Origin of the sequence: Actinomyces ruminis (genome assembly GCF_002154335.2) — a bacterium.
Classification (GTDB): Bacteria; Actinomycetota; Actinomycetes; order Actinomycetales; family Actinomycetaceae; genus Actinomyces; species Actinomyces ruminis.
In genome coordinates this window covers 1-17,154 of record NZ_MTPX02000033.1, presented here as the reverse complement: position 1 = coordinate 17,154, position 17,154 = coordinate 1, and the positions used below count along the sequence as shown (strand labels likewise).

General features: G+C 68.6%; 13 protein-coding genes and 2 pseudogenes. All 15 read right to left on the bottom strand.

Annotated features, from left to right (window positions below; all coding sequences use genetic code 11):
- Positions 1-68: 68 nt before the first annotated feature.
- Complete coding sequence (locus BW737_RS05295; RefSeq protein WP_086615613.1) at positions 69-584, bottom strand: PH domain-containing protein; 516 nt, start codon at positions 582-584, stop codon at positions 69-71.
- A 46-nt stretch (positions 585-630) separates the two neighbouring features.
- Positions 631-825 carry a hypothetical protein gene (locus BW737_RS05290; RefSeq protein ID WP_086615612.1) on the bottom strand — a complete coding sequence of 65 codons (195 nt, stop codon included), beginning with the start codon at positions 823-825 and terminating at the stop codon, positions 631-633.
- Positions 825-1,640 carry a phosphatase PAP2 family protein gene (locus tag BW737_RS05285; RefSeq protein WP_086615611.1) on the bottom strand — a complete coding sequence of 272 codons (816 nt, stop codon included), beginning with the start codon at positions 1,638-1,640 and terminating at the stop codon, positions 825-827. Before BW737_RS05285 ends, BW737_RS05290 begins: the two co-directional genes overlap by 1 nt.
- Positions 1,603-2,625, bottom strand: a complete 1,023-nt coding sequence (locus tag BW737_RS05280; RefSeq protein ID WP_257210505.1) for a class C sortase — start codon at positions 2,623-2,625, stop codon at positions 1,603-1,605. Before BW737_RS05280 ends, BW737_RS05285 begins: the two co-directional genes overlap by 38 nt.
- A 314-nt stretch (positions 2,626-2,939) precedes the next feature.
- Positions 2,940-3,533: a SpaH/EbpB family LPXTG-anchored major pilin gene (locus BW737_RS17830; protein ID WP_257210504.1), complete on the bottom strand. Its 594-nt coding sequence runs from the start codon at positions 3,531-3,533 to the stop codon at positions 2,940-2,942.
- The gene (locus BW737_RS05275) at positions 3,491-4,726 is read right to left on the bottom strand and encodes a SpaH/EbpB family LPXTG-anchored major pilin (protein WP_257210503.1); all 1,236 of its coding nucleotides are present in this window, start codon (positions 4,724-4,726) and stop codon (positions 3,491-3,493) included. Before BW737_RS05275 ends, BW737_RS17830 begins: the two co-directional genes overlap by 43 nt.
- A gap of 68 nt (positions 4,727-4,794) precedes the next feature.
- Entirely contained in the window at positions 4,795-5,553 is a 759-nt protein-coding gene (locus tag BW737_RS05270) for a prealbumin-like fold domain-containing protein (RefSeq protein WP_086615610.1), read from the bottom strand.
- On the bottom strand, positions 5,505-7,118 hold the full coding sequence (locus tag BW737_RS05265) for a DUF5979 domain-containing protein (RefSeq protein WP_257210509.1): 1,614 nt from the start codon (positions 7,116-7,118) through the stop codon (positions 5,505-5,507). Before BW737_RS05265 ends, BW737_RS05270 begins: the two co-directional genes overlap by 49 nt.
- The gene (locus BW737_RS17825; protein ID WP_099330339.1) at positions 7,115-8,794 is read right to left on the bottom strand and encodes a DUF5979 domain-containing protein; all 1,680 of its coding nucleotides are present in this window, start codon (positions 8,792-8,794) and stop codon (positions 7,115-7,117) included. Before BW737_RS17825 ends, BW737_RS05265 begins: the two co-directional genes overlap by 4 nt.
- The gene (locus BW737_RS05250) at positions 8,791-9,828 is read right to left on the bottom strand and encodes a DUF5979 domain-containing protein (protein ID WP_180272070.1); all 1,038 of its coding nucleotides are present in this window, start codon (positions 9,826-9,828) and stop codon (positions 8,791-8,793) included. The genes BW737_RS17825 and BW737_RS05250 overlap by 4 nt, the downstream gene beginning before the upstream one ends.
- Before the next feature lie 24 nt (positions 9,829-9,852).
- Positions 9,853-13,101: a DUF5979 domain-containing protein gene (locus tag BW737_RS19135; RefSeq protein ID WP_099330338.1), complete on the bottom strand. Its 3,249-nt coding sequence runs from the start codon at positions 13,099-13,101 to the stop codon at positions 9,853-9,855.
- Between the two features lie 653 nt (positions 13,102-13,754).
- Entirely contained in the window at positions 13,755-14,045 is a 291-nt protein-coding gene (locus BW737_RS17805; protein ID WP_257210502.1) for a PIN domain-containing protein, read from the bottom strand.
- Positions 14,046-14,585: 540 nt separating this feature from the next.
- Positions 14,586-16,146 (bottom strand): annotated as a pseudogene (locus tag BW737_RS19840) (DUF7059 domain-containing protein).
- 109 nt (positions 16,147-16,255) lie between these two features.
- Entirely contained in the window at positions 16,256-16,840 is a 585-nt protein-coding gene (locus tag BW737_RS05225) for a type II secretion protein F (RefSeq protein WP_257210500.1), read from the bottom strand.
- Positions 16,819-17,154, bottom strand: a pseudogene (locus BW737_RS17795) (hypothetical protein); the annotation flags it as partial. The gene BW737_RS05225 and the pseudogene BW737_RS17795, both read right to left, overlap by 22 nt.

Here is a 17,154-nt window from a genome sequence, read left to right as displayed (position 1 = left end):
TACGACGGCAGAACTCGACGCGGCCCAACCGACCCGCCAGCGCCGCACACCGAAAGGCCGGCGACCACTCAGTCGTCCGGGTCGGCGTTGACGGCGCCCTCAACGTCGTTGAAGAGCAGGTTAGAGATCTCCACCTGCACCATTTCGACGTCGGGCACGTCTACCAGCACCAGGGGCTCATCCGCGCTGGTCTGCAGGGAGAGGCTGCCGCAGCCGAACATGCGGTCGGTGATGGTCCGCTCCTGCTGGACGTCGGAGATGCGTGAGAGCGGCAGATCGTGGCCGGTCTTGTTGATGATGCCGGACCGCGTGATCACGCGCTTGGAGGTAACCGTGTAGGTCGTCGTCAGCCAGCGCAGCCAGGGCACCACGAAGGCCGGCAGCGCGGCGATGACGATCAACACCCACACGACGATGACGGCACCGGTGCGCCAGTTGGCATCCGGGAACAGGATGGAGGCGACCACGCCTACGGCCAGCAGAGCGATCACTACAAGGGAGCGCCACAGCAGGATCTTGGGGTGGGTGCGCATATGACGCACAACGATCTCGTCCTTGCTGAGTAGCTTCTGGGGTAGAGCCATGCGCCCAGTGTGCCACCCCGGCTCGGGCGCGCGCCGCATAACCGACCTATGCGCGGAATATCGAATCCGCCCGGCTGGTGGTGCGCGGCGTGAATGAGGCCAACGCCGCCATGCCCATGCTGGCCACGGCAACCGTGCCGACGGCCCCAGCCGCATAGGCGATGAAGACAGCGGTGCGGCTGAGCTGCGCGGCGGCTCCGCCGGCGTCAACAACACCCCGCCAGGTGAGCACCTCCAGCATCAGGCCGCCGCACCCGCGAGGATCCCGAGCCCGCCCAGCACGGCCGCGGACGACAGGCGCGCGGATGGCGGTTCGCCAACTTTGGCGCCCTCCACCCCGGCGGGAGGCGGTGGTGTCGCGTGTGCTCGGCCGGCGGACTCGGAGTCGGCTGGCTGTGTCTCATCCACCCAGGCGCCGCCGGCGATCGCCACTGCGCCCCAGGCGATGGCCAGCAGCAGGGCGGCGATTACGTCGCCGGGACGGTGCCACTGGCACACGAGGGTGGAGTAGCCCATGGCGGCGGCCAGCGCCGCCCCCGCCCAGGCCGCGACCCCGCGCCACCGCGGTCCGGTGACCAGGATGAGGGCGACGGCGGCGGAAGCGGCCACCGCGGTATGCCCCGAGGGCAGGGTGTTCATGCCGCCGAATTTCCGGAACAGCCCGTAGTCCGGACGCCACAGGATCACATACTTCAGCACCTGGGTGGAGACGTTGATAGCGATGACGGCGCCCGCCGCCCACAGTGCCCGGCGGCGGCTACCGCGCCATAAGGCACCGGCCAGCACGACGAGTACCAGGCCGATTGCGGCCGGCAGGGACACCACGTGCAGCAGGTTGCGAGCGTGGTCGGACACGAAACGGGCGCCGATGCGGGAGCCATCCAGGGCCGCCTGCTCCATGGCCTGCCCGGTCACGTGCACCACCAGCAGCCACCAGGTCAGGACCACGCCGGCCACACAGACGACGGCTAGCGCGCCCGCCAGCAGACGCGAGCGCCGCTGCCGGCGCCGCCCGGAGTCACGAGGTTGTGTCAGGGGATTGTTGCGAGACGTCATTGGGCCGGGATGATACGTCCTGAGACTGGGCGGTTGCTGAGGACTCTTGCGAAGAGTTCAGCGCTTCCAGGTAGGGCGATAGCGACTCGGCGAGGTCCGCCGGTACGGTGCCGTCCGCTTGCTCATGAGTGGAAGCCCCAGTCGGCGGTGTGCTGGAAACTGCGGTCCCTGTTGGCTGGGTATCGCTCACCGTCCGCGAACGCTTGAAGCGCCGCCACACGACGCGCCCGGCGGCGACGACGAGTACGACCAGAATGGCGACCACGGCCACGATCAGCCACAGCATCCACGCTCGCATGGGCGCGGGCGTCGCCGCGGCCTGCTCCGCCGCCGCCTGGACCGGGTCCATGGGCACACGTGTGCCGGTGACCAGCAGCCGATGGGTGTTCACGCCGTAGGGGGTGCAGGTGATCAGAGTGACCAGGTCCTCCCCCGGCACCTTGTTCAGCGACTCGGTCTCCGTGGGCAACACCACGCGGATGTCGTTGACCTCGTATTTGAGGGTGCGGCCGGCGACGGTGATGTAGAAGGCGTCGCCCTCCTCCAACTCGGTCAGATCGTCGAAGAGAGTCGCCGAGCCGAGGCCGGTGTGACCGGTGAGGACGGAGTGGGTGGAGGAGCCGCCCACGGGCAGGGCGGTGCCGAACAGGTGGCCGACGCCGTGGGCGAGGGTGTCCGCGTCGGTGCCGTGGTAGATGGGCAGGTCCACGTGGATCTTAGGGATGACGATCTGGGCCATGACGTCGTCCAGATCCAGCTCGGCCAGATAGGCCTGGTACTGGGGGGTGTCGGGGCGCTGCTGGTCCAGCCAGGGGTCAAGGATGGGCGAGGAAGCCAGTTCCTGGTTGTACTCATCGGCGCTGGCGAGTTCGGCGGCGAGCACGTCGGGGCTGACCGTGTCCATCTGCGCCTGGTATTGGTCGGCGATGGCCTGCTGGCGGGCGTTGTTGTGCTGCGTGGCGAGCACCGGATAGGCCAGCACCATGCGCCGGCCAACGCCAGAATGAAGGGGAGCAAGCTCAGCAGACGGCTGCCCCGGCTGGGCTTGCGACTCGGCTGGCCCGATCTGTCTCCCGAGCCCACACTGGGTGGCTCGGCACCATCGTGTGCGGCGGCCGGCTCCGCGGATGTGGCGCCGGAAGCGTCGCCCAAGTCGCGGCGGGACTCATCTAGGACATCGGCGACTGACGGAGTCTGGCCCATTACTTTCCTTCTGCGCGGCTGAGTGTTTCGAAGCAAATACGGAGTAAATGCGGTGATGAGTCGGCTTCTGCCCCTGTGGCTGCCGACGTCCTGACATCAAGGTAGAGGGTTGGCGCTCCGCCCGGCGGGACGACGGCGGCGTGTACGTCCGGAGTTATCCGATTCGTACACGCCGCCGCGTGTGGTGGAACTGTACCGGCACTCAGTTACCGGCGCATTCGTACGCTCAGCCTGGGCGCTGCGACGCTTGTTGTGCACCGCGAGCAGGACCGCACCGCCGACCAGCAGGACGCCGGCGATGGTGAGGAACAGGATGCCGTTGGCACCGGTCAGCGGCAGGCGGAAGCCGGCATTGGAGGGAACGTCGGTGACCGTCAGGTCCAGGGTGTAGGTCAGAACGTTCCCGTCAGCGTCGGTGTTGGCAATGACATTGGCCTTGAGCACCTGGAACGTAATCACCCCGCTCTGGAGCTCGTAGCCCTCGGGCGCCTTGGTCTCAACCAGGCAGTACCAGCCGGGGTTGGTGACGTCGGCGTTGTTGATGAAGTCGTTCGTCTGGAGGGCATCGATGGTCACGGTGCCGTCCGAGCCGGTGGTGAAGGTGGCCTGGTTCGCGGTGGTGGTGCCGCCGGAGACCTCGGTGGCGGTCAGGGCGTCGCCGCTGATTCCGGCGTCGGCGCGCTTAACCACGCCGCCCTGGGAGCGCCGGTCGGGGTGCACTGGTAGACCTGGAACTCGGCACCGGCGTACTTGGAAGCCGCAGCGTTGTCGGTACCGGTCTTGGTGATGGCGACCTTGCCGTAGTAGGAGTTGACCTCGTCGCTGGGCTCACCGGGAACCTCCGGGGTCGGGTTCTCGGGGTCCCAGGTGGCCTGTGAGTCGTTGGGGATCAGGTAGGCCTCGTTGCTGATCTCGCTTGAGCCGCTGTTGACCTCCTTGACTACGGCGTTGATGACCACCTGCACCTGGGTGGTGGCGTCGCCGGCCGCGCGGGCCGCCGCGATCTTGGCGCGGCCGGCCGCGGTGAAGGTGACGGTCACGTAGGTCTTGCCGTCCTCACCGGCGGCGGAGACGATGTTGTAGTCCGTACCCTCGGTCAGCTCGGCAGCCTCGGCACCGATCATGGAGACCGTTGCGTTCGAGTAGTCCAGGCGGGAGTCGAGCGGGTCAACGATCTGGTAGTTCTTGATCGTGGCGCCGCCGGCGACGTCAAGCTTGGGCACGTCCGCCTTGATCGTGTAGGTCAGAGTGTCCCCGACCGAGGGGGCGGTGGAGTCGCTGACCTCCTTGGTCGAATCGACGATCGAGTTCTTCGGGTAGACGTGGACGTCGTAATTCCAGGAGGCCTGGTCGGTCGGGTTGGTCATCGGCAGGGTGACGATGAAGTCCTCCGCCGGGGTGACGTTCGCCGGGGTGGACGTCTCGGAAACGATATAAGCCGCGACCGGGAGACCGCTGAACGAGGCCAGACCGTCGCTACCGGTCGTCTGGGAGGACGGGGTACCGGTGGTGTGGCTGCGTGCGGCGGAGACATCGCCGTCCAGGGCCGCGAGAGCCTCCCAGCCCGCCTGGGTGGTCAGGTCGAAGTCCAGCTGAGTGATGGTGAAGGTGACGCCGGAGACCGGAGTGCCGGTGGCGCTGGAGTCCTCCAGTCCGTTGCCGGCGGAAGTGCCGTTGGACTCGGTCTGGGCGAGCTTGTGGATGGTCAGCGTCGATGTCGCATTGGCATCGATCGTGGCCGTGTTCACCGTGTCGGTTGTGTCGGCGGCGACGATAGCGGGCACTGGGGCAGCCGTGGCGACGGGCGCCGCGACCGCACCACCGATTGCGAGGGCCACCGCCGCAGCGAGGCCGGCGCCACGGCGCCTGGTGAGGGATGTCATGGGTTCTCCTCGTTGATGTGGTTATGGGTTACCCGGCTGCCCGGTTGGCCCCTGGTTTCCCCGGTCACTCAGGCCCTGCGGGCCCGGCGGCGGGAAGTCTGGGTGATGGTCAGGACCAGTGCCGCCGTGAGCAGCAGTCCGGCCCAGGCCACGTACACGCCGATGCCGCGACCGCCCGACAGGGGCAGCGTGCCGGTTTCGACGTCGTGGATGTTGATGCCGATGGCGGTGATGACGTTGCCGTCGGCATCGGTGACGGCGGGGATCACCGCAATGGTGTCCGACGTCAGGTTCGTTTCGGCGAGCGTGATGGTGGTGTTGCCGTCGGCGTCCACACCCAGGTGGAACTGGATGGGCCGCGGCAGCAGGCTGTGTCCAGCGGGCGCCTTGGTCTCCACCACCCAGTAGTCGTGGTTGATGGGCAGGCCCGCGGAGGTGAACAGGGAGCCGTCCACCGGGTCCACGCTCACGCCGTTCTCAATCGGGGTGGCGCCGTCCGTGGTCGGGTCGACGTCGTAGATCGCGAATTCGGCGCCGGGCAGGTTGGTGGTGCCGTCCGCCTGTACCTGGGTGCCGGTCTTGCGCAGCGTGATGATGCGCTTGCCGGCGTCTGGGGTGACCGGCTCGCAGGCGGTGTTGTCGCTGCGTCCGGAGGCGTCGCGCCCATCAAGCGGGTAGACCTCGTTGAACAGGCCGTGGCCGGGGGTGCGGGTGCCGTCCGCCTCCACGGAGCACTCCAGCAGCTCCTCGGAGTAGTCGGCGTTGCTCGGGTCGACGGTCACCGCGAAGGTGAGCGTGTACTGGAGCGTCTGGCCGGGGGCGACCACGTCGCCGTCGGTGAGGGTGTAGTAGCCTCGGCGTCGGCCTCGGCGACGACCGGCTCCCCGCCGGGGGCGGTAATGGTCACCTGATCGATGTCCAGGCCGGGCGCGAAGTCCGGCTTGTCGCGCAGCAGGCCCGTGGACTGGGCCAGCTCGCCCTCGTTGGTCACCGTGATGGTGTAGGACACCTCGAAGCTGGAGGTGGTGCCGACGCCGGTGGTGGCCACGGACTTGGACACGGTCAGCCGGGGCGTGAGGTCCAGGCAGGCGGTGTTGTTCTCATCGCCGTCGGTGTCACCCGTCATGGCGGTGGTGTTGACCAGGCCGGAGGGGGCGCCGTCGGCGCGCTCGTGACCGCACTGGTAGTCGGTGTCCTCGAAGTCCGCGGCGGCGGAGTCGACGGTGAAGGCGATCTGCACCGTGATCACGCGGGTGCCACCGCCGGTGATGGCGCCGTCCTCGCCGGCGGTGCCGCCGGCCAGCACGGGACCGGAGTCGGCCTGGGCCAGGGTGATGGGGCCGTCCAGCACGCCGTCGGTAATGCCCGGGATCTCGGCGTCGGCTGCCGCCCCACCGTTCTCCAGGACGGCGACGCCGGTGATCTTGGCGGTCTCCGGCAGGGCCGGGGTGTCGGTGACGTCGGCGATGATGCGGCTGTCGGCGCGGGAGGTGTTCTCCACGGTCACGGTGTAGGTGGCGGTGTAGGCGTCCCCGTTGCGAACCACGTCGACGCCGTCCTTGCGGACGGAGAACTTCGGGTTGATCGGGACGTCGCCGCAGTCCTCGGCGGTGTCGGTGACCTCGCCGGAGGTGACGGAGGCGGTGTTGTGGATGGCCGTGCCGTCGGTGGCGGCCTGCGCACTGCACTCGCCCTCGCCGACGCCGGGGAGCCCGGTGTCGGGAGCGGTTACGTTCAGCACCACGGTGTAGGTGTGGGTGGTGCCCGCCGGCAGGGTCGCATCGGTGACCACGGTGACGGGCCCGGTCTCCTGGGTGAGCGCCTCCTCCAGGGCGCCGCCGGTGACGGTGATGGAGTTCAGCGTGGTGCCCTCGGGGACGGTCGGGGTGTCGACCAGCTCGTAGGTGAGTTCCTGCACCTGTGAGGGGTTGGTGACTCTCACCTCGTAGGTGACGTCCCAGGTCTCGCCGGTCCAGTTGCCGTCGGCGTCCAGGTGCTTGCTGGTGCCGGTGAAGGTCTTGTTCACGCCGGCGTGGGGGGCGACGTCGTTGGTGACCGTGGCGGTCACGGCGGCGTCGGCCTGCGCGGGCAGGGTGAAGGTGACCGCTCCGGGGGTGGAGGTGTCGGCGTCGGCGCCCTGGACCTCATAGGTCATGGGGTCGGTCCAGGTGAAGGAGCCGTCGGCGGGTGCGGCGAGGGAGTCGTCTCCCGGTGCCGTCTCGGTCAGGGTGCAGGTGGCACCCACGGGCACGCCCTCCACGGCGACGGCGGTGCCGTCGGCGGGCAGGGTGAGGGTGCCGGTGAAGGTGTCCTGGCCGGCGGTGCACGTGTAGTCGACCGTGTAGCTCTCCCCGGTGGCACCGTCGGTGGCGCCGGAGATGGCCTTGTTCACGGTGAAGCCGGTGGCCAGGGTGCGCTCGGAAGCGGCGTTGGTGACCTCGGCGGTGGAAGTGGCGTCTCGGGCGATGGTCTGCGCCTGGGCACGGTGCCGTAGTCGCCGTCCAGCTCGGGGTCCGTCCACTGGTAGGACGGGTCGGAACCGGCGGGGGCGGTGGGCCGGCCGGTCTCGGTGACCGTGCAGGTCGAGCCGACCAGGATCTGCGTGTAGTCGCCGGTCAGGGTGGCGGCGCCGGCGCCAGTGACCCGCCAAGTGCCCTCGTTGCGAGTGCCGTCCTGCGCGGTGCAGGACCAGGTGCCGGCGTAGGTGTTGGAGGTGGCGGCGATGACGCCATCGAGCCCGTCAACGAGCTTGTTGATCGCCAGGGCGCCGTAGATGCGCTGGGTGGAGTTGGTTACCCGCAGCACCGGGTCGGAGTCCTGGGCGATGCCCGTCAGCGTGTTGCCTTCGGTGAAGGTCTGCCCGTCGGCAGCGACGGCGTAGACGGGGTTGTTCCACGCGTAGGAAGCGTCGCTCAGCCCGGAGGTGTCGATAGGTGTGTCCTCGGTGAGGGTGCAGTCGGAGCCGGCGTACAGGGTGGCGCCGGCGGCGCCCTCGGTGATGGTGACGGAGCCGCCGGAGGCGGGCAGCTCCCAGCGCCCACCGACCTCGCTGCCGTCCGCCTGGGTGCAGGACCAGCCGCCGCGCACGGTGGCGCCGTCGGTCAGGGCGCCGTCGACGCCGGCGTAGGCCTTGGTGACGGTGATCGGCTGGGCGGCGCGCTCAGCGTCGTTGGTGACGGTGAGCGTGTTGGCGGCGGAGTCAGCGCCGATAGTGACCGGGTCGGAGACTTCCGGATCGGCCCAGCGGTAGGAGATGTCCTTCAGCTGGTCCTGGGTGGGGGCGTTCTCGGTGGCGGTGCACACGGTGCCCAGGGGCAGGCCGTCCTCCGGCAGGCCGTCGATGGTGACCGCGCCGGCGCCGTCGGCCGTCCAGGTCAGGTTCCAATCCTGGGTGGTGCCCTGGTCGTCGTCGTAGTGGCAGGCGATGTCGCCGGAGAAGGACTCGTCGACGACGACGCCGTCGGACAGCCCGTCCCCGTAGGCCTTGTTCAGGCTCAGGCCGGAGGTGACGCGGCGGATCGTGTTGGTGGCGGACACCTCCACAGTCTCGTCCTTGGCGATGGTGACCTCGTCGGGGAATACAGTGGCCATCTCCCAGGCGTAGGAGGAGTCCTTGAGCTGGTCCTGGGTGGGGCTGGTCTCGCTAATGGCGCAGGTCCAGCCGGCCGGGATCTCCCGGTCGAAGGCGACACCGGAATCGCCGTCCGCGACGATGGCGGTGGCGGTGAGCTCACCATCCACACCGGGGGCGGTGCAGGTGGCGTTCAGGGTGAAGGTCTGGCCGTCCTTCAGGCCGTTCGTCTCACCGATAACCGTCTTCGCAGCGGTCAGGGAGCCCATGTCCCGGTTCACGGTGTTAGTGACCGTCATGGATGCAGTGCCGTCCGCGGTCACGGTGGTGGGGTCGTATGTGGGCTCGCCCCAGGAGAAGGACGGGTCGGTGTCCGGGGCGCCGGAGGCGTCCAGGTCCTCGGTGGGCGTACAGGTGGAGTCGACGTAAGGGGCCTGGCCGCCGTCATAGGTGATGGCGGCATTCCCGGCACCGTCCACGCTCCAGGTGCCGGTCACGTCGCGTCGCCGTCGTGGGTGCAGGTGAAGGAACCGGAGTAGGAGTTGTCGGCGCCGAACTGGCTGGCCAGCTCGCCGGACAGCACCTTGGTGAGGTTCACGTCGGCGCGCACCCGCTCAATGGTGTTGGTGACGGTGACGGTGCCGGAGGAGGCGTCCTCGCTGGTGACCGTAACCGGGTCGGTGATGGTGGGCTCACCCCAGGCGTAGGAGCCGTCGGCAAGGCCGCCGCTGATGGTGCCCTCGGTGACCGTGCAGGTGCGGCCGAGCGGGATGCCCTCGACGGTGACGGTCTCACCGTCGGCGAGGGTTCCGGAGTAGGCCTGGGCGTCTCCGCAGGTGACGGTTACGGGGAAGAGCTTCTCCCCCGCACCGGTGAAGCCGTTCGCCTTGTTGGCCTCGGCGACGGTCTTGGTGACCTGGATGGAGCCGTAGCGCTCGCTCATGGTGTTGGTGGCGGCCACGGCCACGCCCGCGTCCTCGCCGCCAGGCATGGTGAAGGAGATGCTCGCGCCGTCTGCGGATACCGCCGCCCCGCTCGACGGAGTTGCCGTCATGGAGGTGCCGTCCTCGTCCCAGCGGTAGGGGTCGATGGCCGCGGGCAGAGCGCCCGTGTCCTCAGTGACGGTGCAGGACGAGCCCTCGGGAATGCCGGTGATGGTCTCGCTGGTCTGGCCCGCGCGCACGGTGGCGGTGCCGGTGATGGCCTCGCCGGTCAGCGGGGTGCAGGTGTAGGTGAAGGTGAAGTCGGTGTCGGCGAAGCCGGTGCCGGCCTGCGCGCCCTCCACGCTCTTGGTGATGGTCAGTCCACCGGTGGTGCGGGCGACCACGTTGGTGACATCCACGTTGCCAGTGCGGGTGTCGGGGTCGATGACGACCGGGCCGGAGGTGGTGCCGGCGGTGGAGAACACGTAGGAGGGGTCGGCGTCGTTGGGGGCGCCGGGGTCGTTCTCGGTGACCGTGCAGGTAGAGCCGAGCAGCACGGCGGCACTGTTGCCGTTACTGGTGGCGGGCCCGGAGGTCACACTCAGCACGGCGGTGCCACCACCGGTCACGGATCAGGTGCCGGTGGCGTCCTCGTCGCCGGGGTGGGTGCAGGTCCAGGTGCCGGAGTAGGTGTTGTCGGCGCCCTGGCCGTCCAGGTCGGTCAGCTGCTTGGTGATGGTGAAGTCGCCATGGTCGCGCTGCCAGGTGTTGGTGACGGTTACCTGCTCGGTGTGGTCGCCCTGGACGGTGACGGTCTGGTCCTCGGGGCCGACGTTCCACTTGTAGGAGGCGTCGGTCAGGCCCTCGGAGCCGGTGGGGGCCGTCTCGCTGACGGTGCAGCTTGCGCCGGCGGCGATGTAGGGCGTGGTGGCGGTGGCCGTGGAGCCGGTGGCCGCCAGGTCGAAGGTGCCGGTGTAGTTCTCGGTCTCGCCCTGGGCGGGGGCGTCACAGGTGACGGTCACCGGGAAGGTGGTGCCTGCGGTCACGGGGCCGGCGTCGGGGCTGACGGTCTTGGTGACGGCAACCTTGCCCCAGGCGGCCTCGGTGGGGTTGACGACGGTGACGGTCTTGCCGCCGTCGGCCGCGTTCACCATGGTGCCCTCGGCGGCGTCGAGACCCTCGTAGCTGGGGGTACCCCAGTCGTAAGCGTCGGCGAGCAGGTCCTCGTTCAGGGAGGAGGCGGGCTCGGAGACGGTGCACAGGGCGCCGCGCGGCACCTGCACGGTGGCGGAGGCGCCATTGACGACCTCGACGGTGCCGGAGTAGTCGGCCCCGCAGTCGTAGTCGATGGCGAAGGTGGCTTCGCCGCCGTTGTAGCCGTCACCATCGACCTGCTTGGCGAGGTTCAGGTCCACCAGCACGCGCTTGTAGGTGTTGGTGACGGTGATGGTCTTGGAGGTGTCCTTGCCGACGGTGACGCTGGAGTTGTCGAAGGTGCCCGCGCCGGTCCACTCGTAGGAGGAGTCCTTGAAGTCGCCGTCCGCGGTCTCGGGGGCCGCCTCGGTGAAGGAGCAGGTGGTGCCCGCGGGGACGGTGAGCGTCGCCGGGGTTCCGGTGGAGACGTCCAGCGTGCCGGAGCCGCCGTCGCCGGTGCAGGTGTAGTCGACCTGGAAAGTACGATCCGCCCCGCCGGTCCAGCCGCCCGCGGCGATCTCGTCTTCCGGCTCAACAACCTTGCTGACGTCGATGGTGCCGGTGTTGCGAACAATGGTGTTGGTGACGTTCACCTGGCCCGCGGCCGGGGCGGTGGGGACCACGACCGACGGGTTGTCGATGCTGGGGGTGGTCCACTCGTAGGAGTCGTCCTTGAGGTCGCCGCTGGGGGCGTTCTCGGTGATCGTGCAGCTGGCGCCTACGGGCAGGTCGGAGATGACGGCGGGCGTGGAGGTGGTGGCGGACCAGGTGCCGGAGAAGTCGCGGCCGTTGGCGCTGCCGCAGTCGTAGGTGCCCGTGTAGGTCTTGTTCTGGTCGGTCAGGCCGCCGTCGGGGTCGGAGACGGTCTTGTTGATCTGGATGGAGCCGGTCTTGAAGGTGTTGGTGACGGTGCAGGTGACCTGTTCGTTGACGCCGAGGGTGACCTGGGAGTCGGTGACGGCGACGGCGTCGCCGTTCTGGTTCACGCAGCTCCAGTCTCCCTGCTGGGAGAAGCCCTCGACGTCGCCGGTGGTGGCCTCGGACAGGGTGTAGGTGCCCGAGCGGGTCCACTGGCCGGTGACGGACTCCTCGCCGGACAGGCCGGAGATGGTCCGGTACGGGAAGGCGGTGCCCTCCTCGGAGGTCTGGGTGGGGGTGGCGGTGAGCGTCCAGTTCTTCTCGCTGACGGCGGGGAAGGTCATGCCGTCGATTTCCTTGACCAGGGTGAGCTGGGAGCGGCCGACGTACTCGTTGTGCCAAGTACAGGTGATGGCGGTGTTCTCCTTGGTGTCCGCCAGTTCGGAGCTGGACAGGTTCAGGGTCCCCTCGGAGAGGTTGACGGCGGAGTCGGTGAGCACCTCGCCGTTGCGGTTCATCAGGGGCTGCCCGTTGCCGTCGGTAACACAGGTGACCCCGGTCAGCCGCCAGCCGGAGGTGGAGTCGGTGACGGTGTTGGCATTCGACTCCTTAATAATGGCCTGATCGTCCGGGGCCAGCAGCTCGTAGCGCTTGGAGTCGTGCGCGGTGCCCGCCTCGCCCCAGTCGGTGGGGGTCAGGGAGCTGATACTGCCCCAGTCGTCAAGCGCCGTGGATCCTTCGGCGGAGACGTTCTCATAGTCGAAGGTGGGGATGGTGGTCGAGTCCTCGAGCGAGGGGTCGGTAGTGACGTCCTTGGCGAAGGTGACGGCGCGCACCTGTTCCAGGGAGCCGTACAGGCAGCCGTAGGTCTCGGCATTCTCCTTGGTGATGAAGGTGTCTTCCAGGTTGTCACTGCCTGACAGGTCTGCGGAGCAGGTACCGCTGGTGCCGTTGTTGACGAAGCCCCATAGCTTCAGCTTGTACTGGATGCCGGTGGTGGTGTCGGTCCATGCCGTCGACTCGGTCGCGGAGGCCACCTCTAGGATGTCATCCTCGCAGGAGCGGCCGAATACGTCATAGATGGCGCCACCGGAGTCGCCAGCCACGGCGACGTCGCCGTTGGGAAGGGAGACAAGGCTGCCACTACGGTTGTAGGCGTAGTGGTAGGGACCATTCCAATACCCGACGTACTGCCGACCATTCCAGTACCACGTCCCTGTGGAACGGAGCCCTATGTTGCCATTCACGTCATAGGCGTACTGACCGCTCCCGTCGGAGACGTAGTGGCCCTCGGAGTCGAAGGTGGAACGGCAGGTGTTGCTGGTCTCGGTCAGTGTCCAGGGGAAGGACGAGCTAATGGCACTGCCCAGGGTTAGGTCCATGGTGCCGTTGACGACCGTGGGGGTGATCTGACCGAGCTGGACGACGGGGTTGTTGTGATGACGCATGGTGGCCACCAGGAAGGGGCTGCCAGCAGTGACACTGTCCGTCGCCGCAGGTTTTAACCCGACGGTGCTCTGAATCGCGTCATTGTAGGCAGTTGGACAGTTGGCCATTCCCTGCGCGCGGCCGTAGCCGAAGGACGCGAAGATATTCTCCGAAGAACTGACCGTAGAAGTGGTGTAACCGTTCCCCTGCGGGGAGTAACGCACACACGCGGAGTTATACGCCGACGCGGCGGTGGTATAGGAGTTGGTCGTAACGTCATGCTGAATTGCCGTGGCCTCACCCAGGTTAACCACAACCTCGGCCGCCTGCGCGGTAGGTTGAATCGGCAGCACCGCACCACCGATGAAGGCACTGGCGAACAGAGTCAAGACGGTGAGCACCGCCGTGAACCTGGAGCGATTGTGCGCCCGTCTACTGCGGGTTCGTGCGGCGTGACGCATTGACAACTTCTCCGTGCAGATGAAAACTGACCGACAGCATGCGTGGGCACATCGCTCCCGCATGGGTCATACACAGTACCCCGTTACTTCCGCCTATGACTCACGTTTGACTGTCTTTGCAGCAACATTTCAAGCACGATCCTCACAATCGCCACGCAGACACAACGATTGGATCGCGATTAATACCCAAATATGCATAATCCGCATCTCGCTAAGAAAACATCGCCACAATCTGGCGTTCGGGCGCTGCGGCGCGCCCCTTCGCCAGAGAACCGGAGTGCTCAGTCCACCGCCGAAGGGAACACCGCCAGCATGCAGGAGGTGCGTGAGTACCGTGCCGGACACGCGGAGACAGTCATCCAGCACACACACCCCGACACAGCCGTCCTGCTCCCAAGCCGCAAGCTGCCCACGCCTGAGCGACCGGCTCAACGGCGTTGGACGCGCCGCCTGGTCACCTCACCAGAGACCATTGAGGCCGGAGAGCCCCGAGGATGCCGGGTCAACGGCGCCCAGAATCAACGATTCGCTGATCGCCTGAGCCGCGAGCATCCGGTCGAAGGGATCACGATGCGCCCACTCCAACTGACCACTCAGCCGGCCATGCTTCCAGCCCATCGGCAGAACTTCGGCTCCCAGGAGCTCGCCGCGGACACCAGAAGGCGATTCTCCAACACCCGCGACGCCTGCGCGACTCCGGGCCCCAGCCGGTTGGGTTCATTGATCGCCCACATGAGGGCATGGGTGTCGAGCAGGAAATCGCTCACTCGCCCTCTCACGCCCACAGCCGGGATCAGTCGCACAATAGTTCGCGATCCACGGGCATTGTTGATGGTGAAGCCACGCCCCGCCTCCGCCAGCAGCGCCGACAGGTGAGTCTTCACCTACTGAACCTTCACGGTCTTAATACTGTCGAGCATCCCCACCTGGTTCAGGTTGGTCAACTATGTAAACCAACTTGCGTCACGCAGGGTCCGGGCCCCAGACGAGAACCGTCTTTACCCAGACCCCGCCGCATACACCCGGCATCCCCGGAAACGGGCCACTTGTCTTCGTTCGATCCATGCGATGATGGCGGGGCCTCCACGGCGCAACCCCGGATCAACGCAGATGTCTCTGCCGGGGAGTGTGCACCGAGAGGAGGTGAGCTCTGGGCATGTCGAAGAACCGGAAGCGCCGACGCTGCCAGGCCAAGGCGCCCACGGGGATGAAGAGCAGGCAAAAGGCCCAGATCTGGCGGACTGCGATCGAAACTGTTCCGCCGATGATCTGGGCCCTTGCGGCTCTGCTCAGCGTCCTACTGGGCCGCTGAGATCAACATCCCGGATGTCTCCGGGGAGTCGGGTGGTTACCGCCGCTCGACTCCCCACCATTATGAGGACACAGGCGCACGATCGGCAAGCCCGATATGCGATGCGTCCTCTCTACTCCCACAGCAGCAGGCCATCAGCCAGCAGGGCGCGCGCATCGGCGACCATGCGCGCCGTGAGCGCCTTGGCGTCGGCGTCGGTAAGCGCCGCCACAGCAGTGGCGATCTGCCCCACGCTCAACTCGCCGTCGGCCACCTCCACCAGCGCCGCCAGCGCCGTGTACGCCCGCACGCTGCGGGCGAAGCCGCCGCCCTGACGCAGCAGGATCACGCTGGGCTCGCTGTCCCCGGGACGCAGGTGGCGTTCCTCGGTGACGTCGGGGGCGACGACGGGATGCAGCGACACCACCTCCGCATCGCTCATGCCGGCCAGGCGGCTGCGCGAGTGCACCACCTGGGCCACGTGCGGCCCTAGCGGCGTGGTCGGCTGCGTAGTGATCTCCTCCAGGACCCGCCAGGGCGCTCTCGCTGCATCATCGGCGTCCTCGGGACGGTACAGCACCACGTAGCCGAAACCGACCGCCTCCACGTCCCGACCGGCGAAGTCGTCGATCCAGGCCCCCAGGGCGGCCTCGAAGCCGGCGCGGTCCCGCTCGGGAGTGGTGCCGCCGTCGCGCAGCCACATGGTGGCGTACTCGACCGGGTCCTGCACCTCCCGCTGAATGACCCATGCGTCGACCCCGTCGGGCAGCCAACCGCCTACGCGCTCGCGCCAGTCCTGCCCGGCGTGGTGCTCCCAGTTGCCGAGCATGACGGCCATGCCGCCGCCGGTCAGGTGCTCCCCGAGGGCGGGCAGGAGCGTGGGCAGGACGGGGCCGCCGGCGTCGCGGTACTCCATGAGCGGCAGTCCCGCCTCCCGCACCGCCGGCGGCGTGATAACGAAGGGCGGGTTGGTGGCGATCAGGTCGAAGCGGCGCCCCGCCACCGGCTCCAGGAAGGAGCCACGCAGCAGCTCCAACCGCGCGGGATCCGTATCGGCCAGGGCCGTGTTGAAGGCGGTGAAGGCCAGCGCCCGTGGGAGATGTCGGTGGCGAGACGTGGTCCGCGTGCCGCAGCAGGTACAGGGTCTGGATGCCGCAGCCGCAGCCCAGATCGAGAGCGGCGTCAACGGGCGTGCGCGGGGTCAGGCCTGCCAGCGTCAGCCCGGCTCCACCGATGCCCAGGACATGATCGGGGGCGAGCTGTCCCTGCGAGACCAGTTCCCCCAGGTCGGAGGCGACCCACCAGCGCACCTCACCAGCGTCGTCGTGCGCCTCGTGGGGCCGCAGATCGACGGCGGCCCGTACTCGGTCGTCAACCGCGACCACCAGGCCCATGTCCTGGGCGCCGGCGGCACCCGTGCGCGGCAGTGCGGCATCCAGTTCGGCGGCGGGCACCGACTCTCCGAGCATGAACAGCGCGGTCAGCACGGCGACGGGGTCGGCCGCGCTGCCAGTATCGGCACCGGTGCGCGCAGCACTCAGCACCTCCCGCACCCGCCGCAGGGCGGGATAGCGCTGCTCGCGGCGCAGGGCGGCGTCGGCGGCGGGACCGAGCAGCTCGGCGACGGCGTCCACACCCCAGCCGGACGCCTCCAGGTCGGCGCGCAGGGCTGCCGCCTGGGCGGGGGTGGCCATGGGTGGAGGGGTGGGAGCAAGCCCAGCCGGAGGGGTGGGAGCAAGCCCAGCCGGAGGGGTGGGGACGGCGGCGGTCATAGAGGTGACCGTACCGCCTTACCGCGAGAGCTCATCCGGCCAGCATGTCCATGCCGACACTCATCACCACCGGAACGATGCCCAGGATGATGAAGGCAGGCAGGAAGCAGGTACCCAGCGGTAGTACCAGGCGGACGGCCAAGCGCTCGGCGGCCTCCGCGTCTGCGGCCTGCCGTCCCGCCCGCAGGGAGGCGGCAGTGCCGGCTAGCAGGGGCGCGGGCGAGGCGCCGTCCTCCCAGCCCGGCCGCAGACAAGCCTCGAGCCGGGCATGACGAACTCCGGCTCGCGACTCCGCCCGGTTCCACCAACGCCGGCGCGGCCCTGTCGCACCATCGACCCCGATGTCCTCCTGCACGCCGTCCATAGCAGCATCCGCTCCCCCGCGCCCCGCCCGCCAGGCCTCGTCCCAGTCGGCCCCCAGCAGCAGGGCCCGACCGACCACCTCCAGAGCCTCGTCGTCCAGCGCCCGCCCCAGTGCCTGGAGCGTCCCCGGCACCGATGCGCCGGCCGCGAGCGCGGCCCCGGCCAGGTCCAAAACGAGCGCCTCGTCAACCTCCTCCGGGGCGGCGGCCGCCGCCGCGACCAGCCTGCCGGTCAACCAGTGGCCGATGCCCATAAGGCTACGCCAGCCACCCCCAGGGCGCTGCCCCAGCCGCCGTCGAGCAGCATCCGCCCGGGCTGGGCGCCGATCGCGGAGCCGAGCAGCAGCCCGACCGGTGGCAGCAGGGCCAGCAGGCGCGCGGTAGAGCGCGGCCCGGACAGGGCGGTGCGTCGGGATGCGTCGGCGTGTCCAGACTCTGCCACTCCCCCGGCGACGGCCTCCAACACGCCCGCGAGCGGGGCGCCGAGCGCCGTCGTCAGGCGGCAGGCGGCCACGGCCCCGGGCACCGCCGCGGCGGTCAGGCGGCAGCGGGCATTGCGGGCCCGGTG

What these genes read in the sequence shown, in the direction of transcription:
- BW737_RS05290 (WP_086615612.1), bottom strand. Translation starts at nt 825, where the DNA reads ATGCTGGAGGTGCTCACCTGGCGGGGTGTTGTTGACGCCGGCGGAGCC.
- BW737_RS05285 (WP_086615611.1), bottom strand. Translation starts at nt 1,640, where the DNA reads ATGACGTCTCGCAACAATCCCCTGACACAACCTCGTGACTCCGGGCGG.
- BW737_RS05225 (WP_257210500.1), bottom strand. Translation starts at nt 16,840, where the DNA reads ATGGGCATCGGCCACTGGTTGACCGGCAGGCTGGTCGCGGCGGCGGCC.
- BW737_RS05280 (WP_257210505.1), bottom strand. Translation starts at nt 2,625, where the DNA reads ATGGTGCTGGCCTATCCGGTGCTCGCCACGCAGCACAACAACGCCCGC.
- BW737_RS05295 (WP_086615613.1), bottom strand. Translation starts at nt 584, where the DNA reads ATGGCTCTACCCCAGAAGCTACTCAGCAAGGACGAGATCGTTGTGCGT.
- BW737_RS05275 (WP_257210503.1), bottom strand. Translation starts at nt 4,726, where the DNA reads ATGACATCCCTCACCAGGCGCCGTGGCGCCGGCCTCGCTGCGGCGGTG.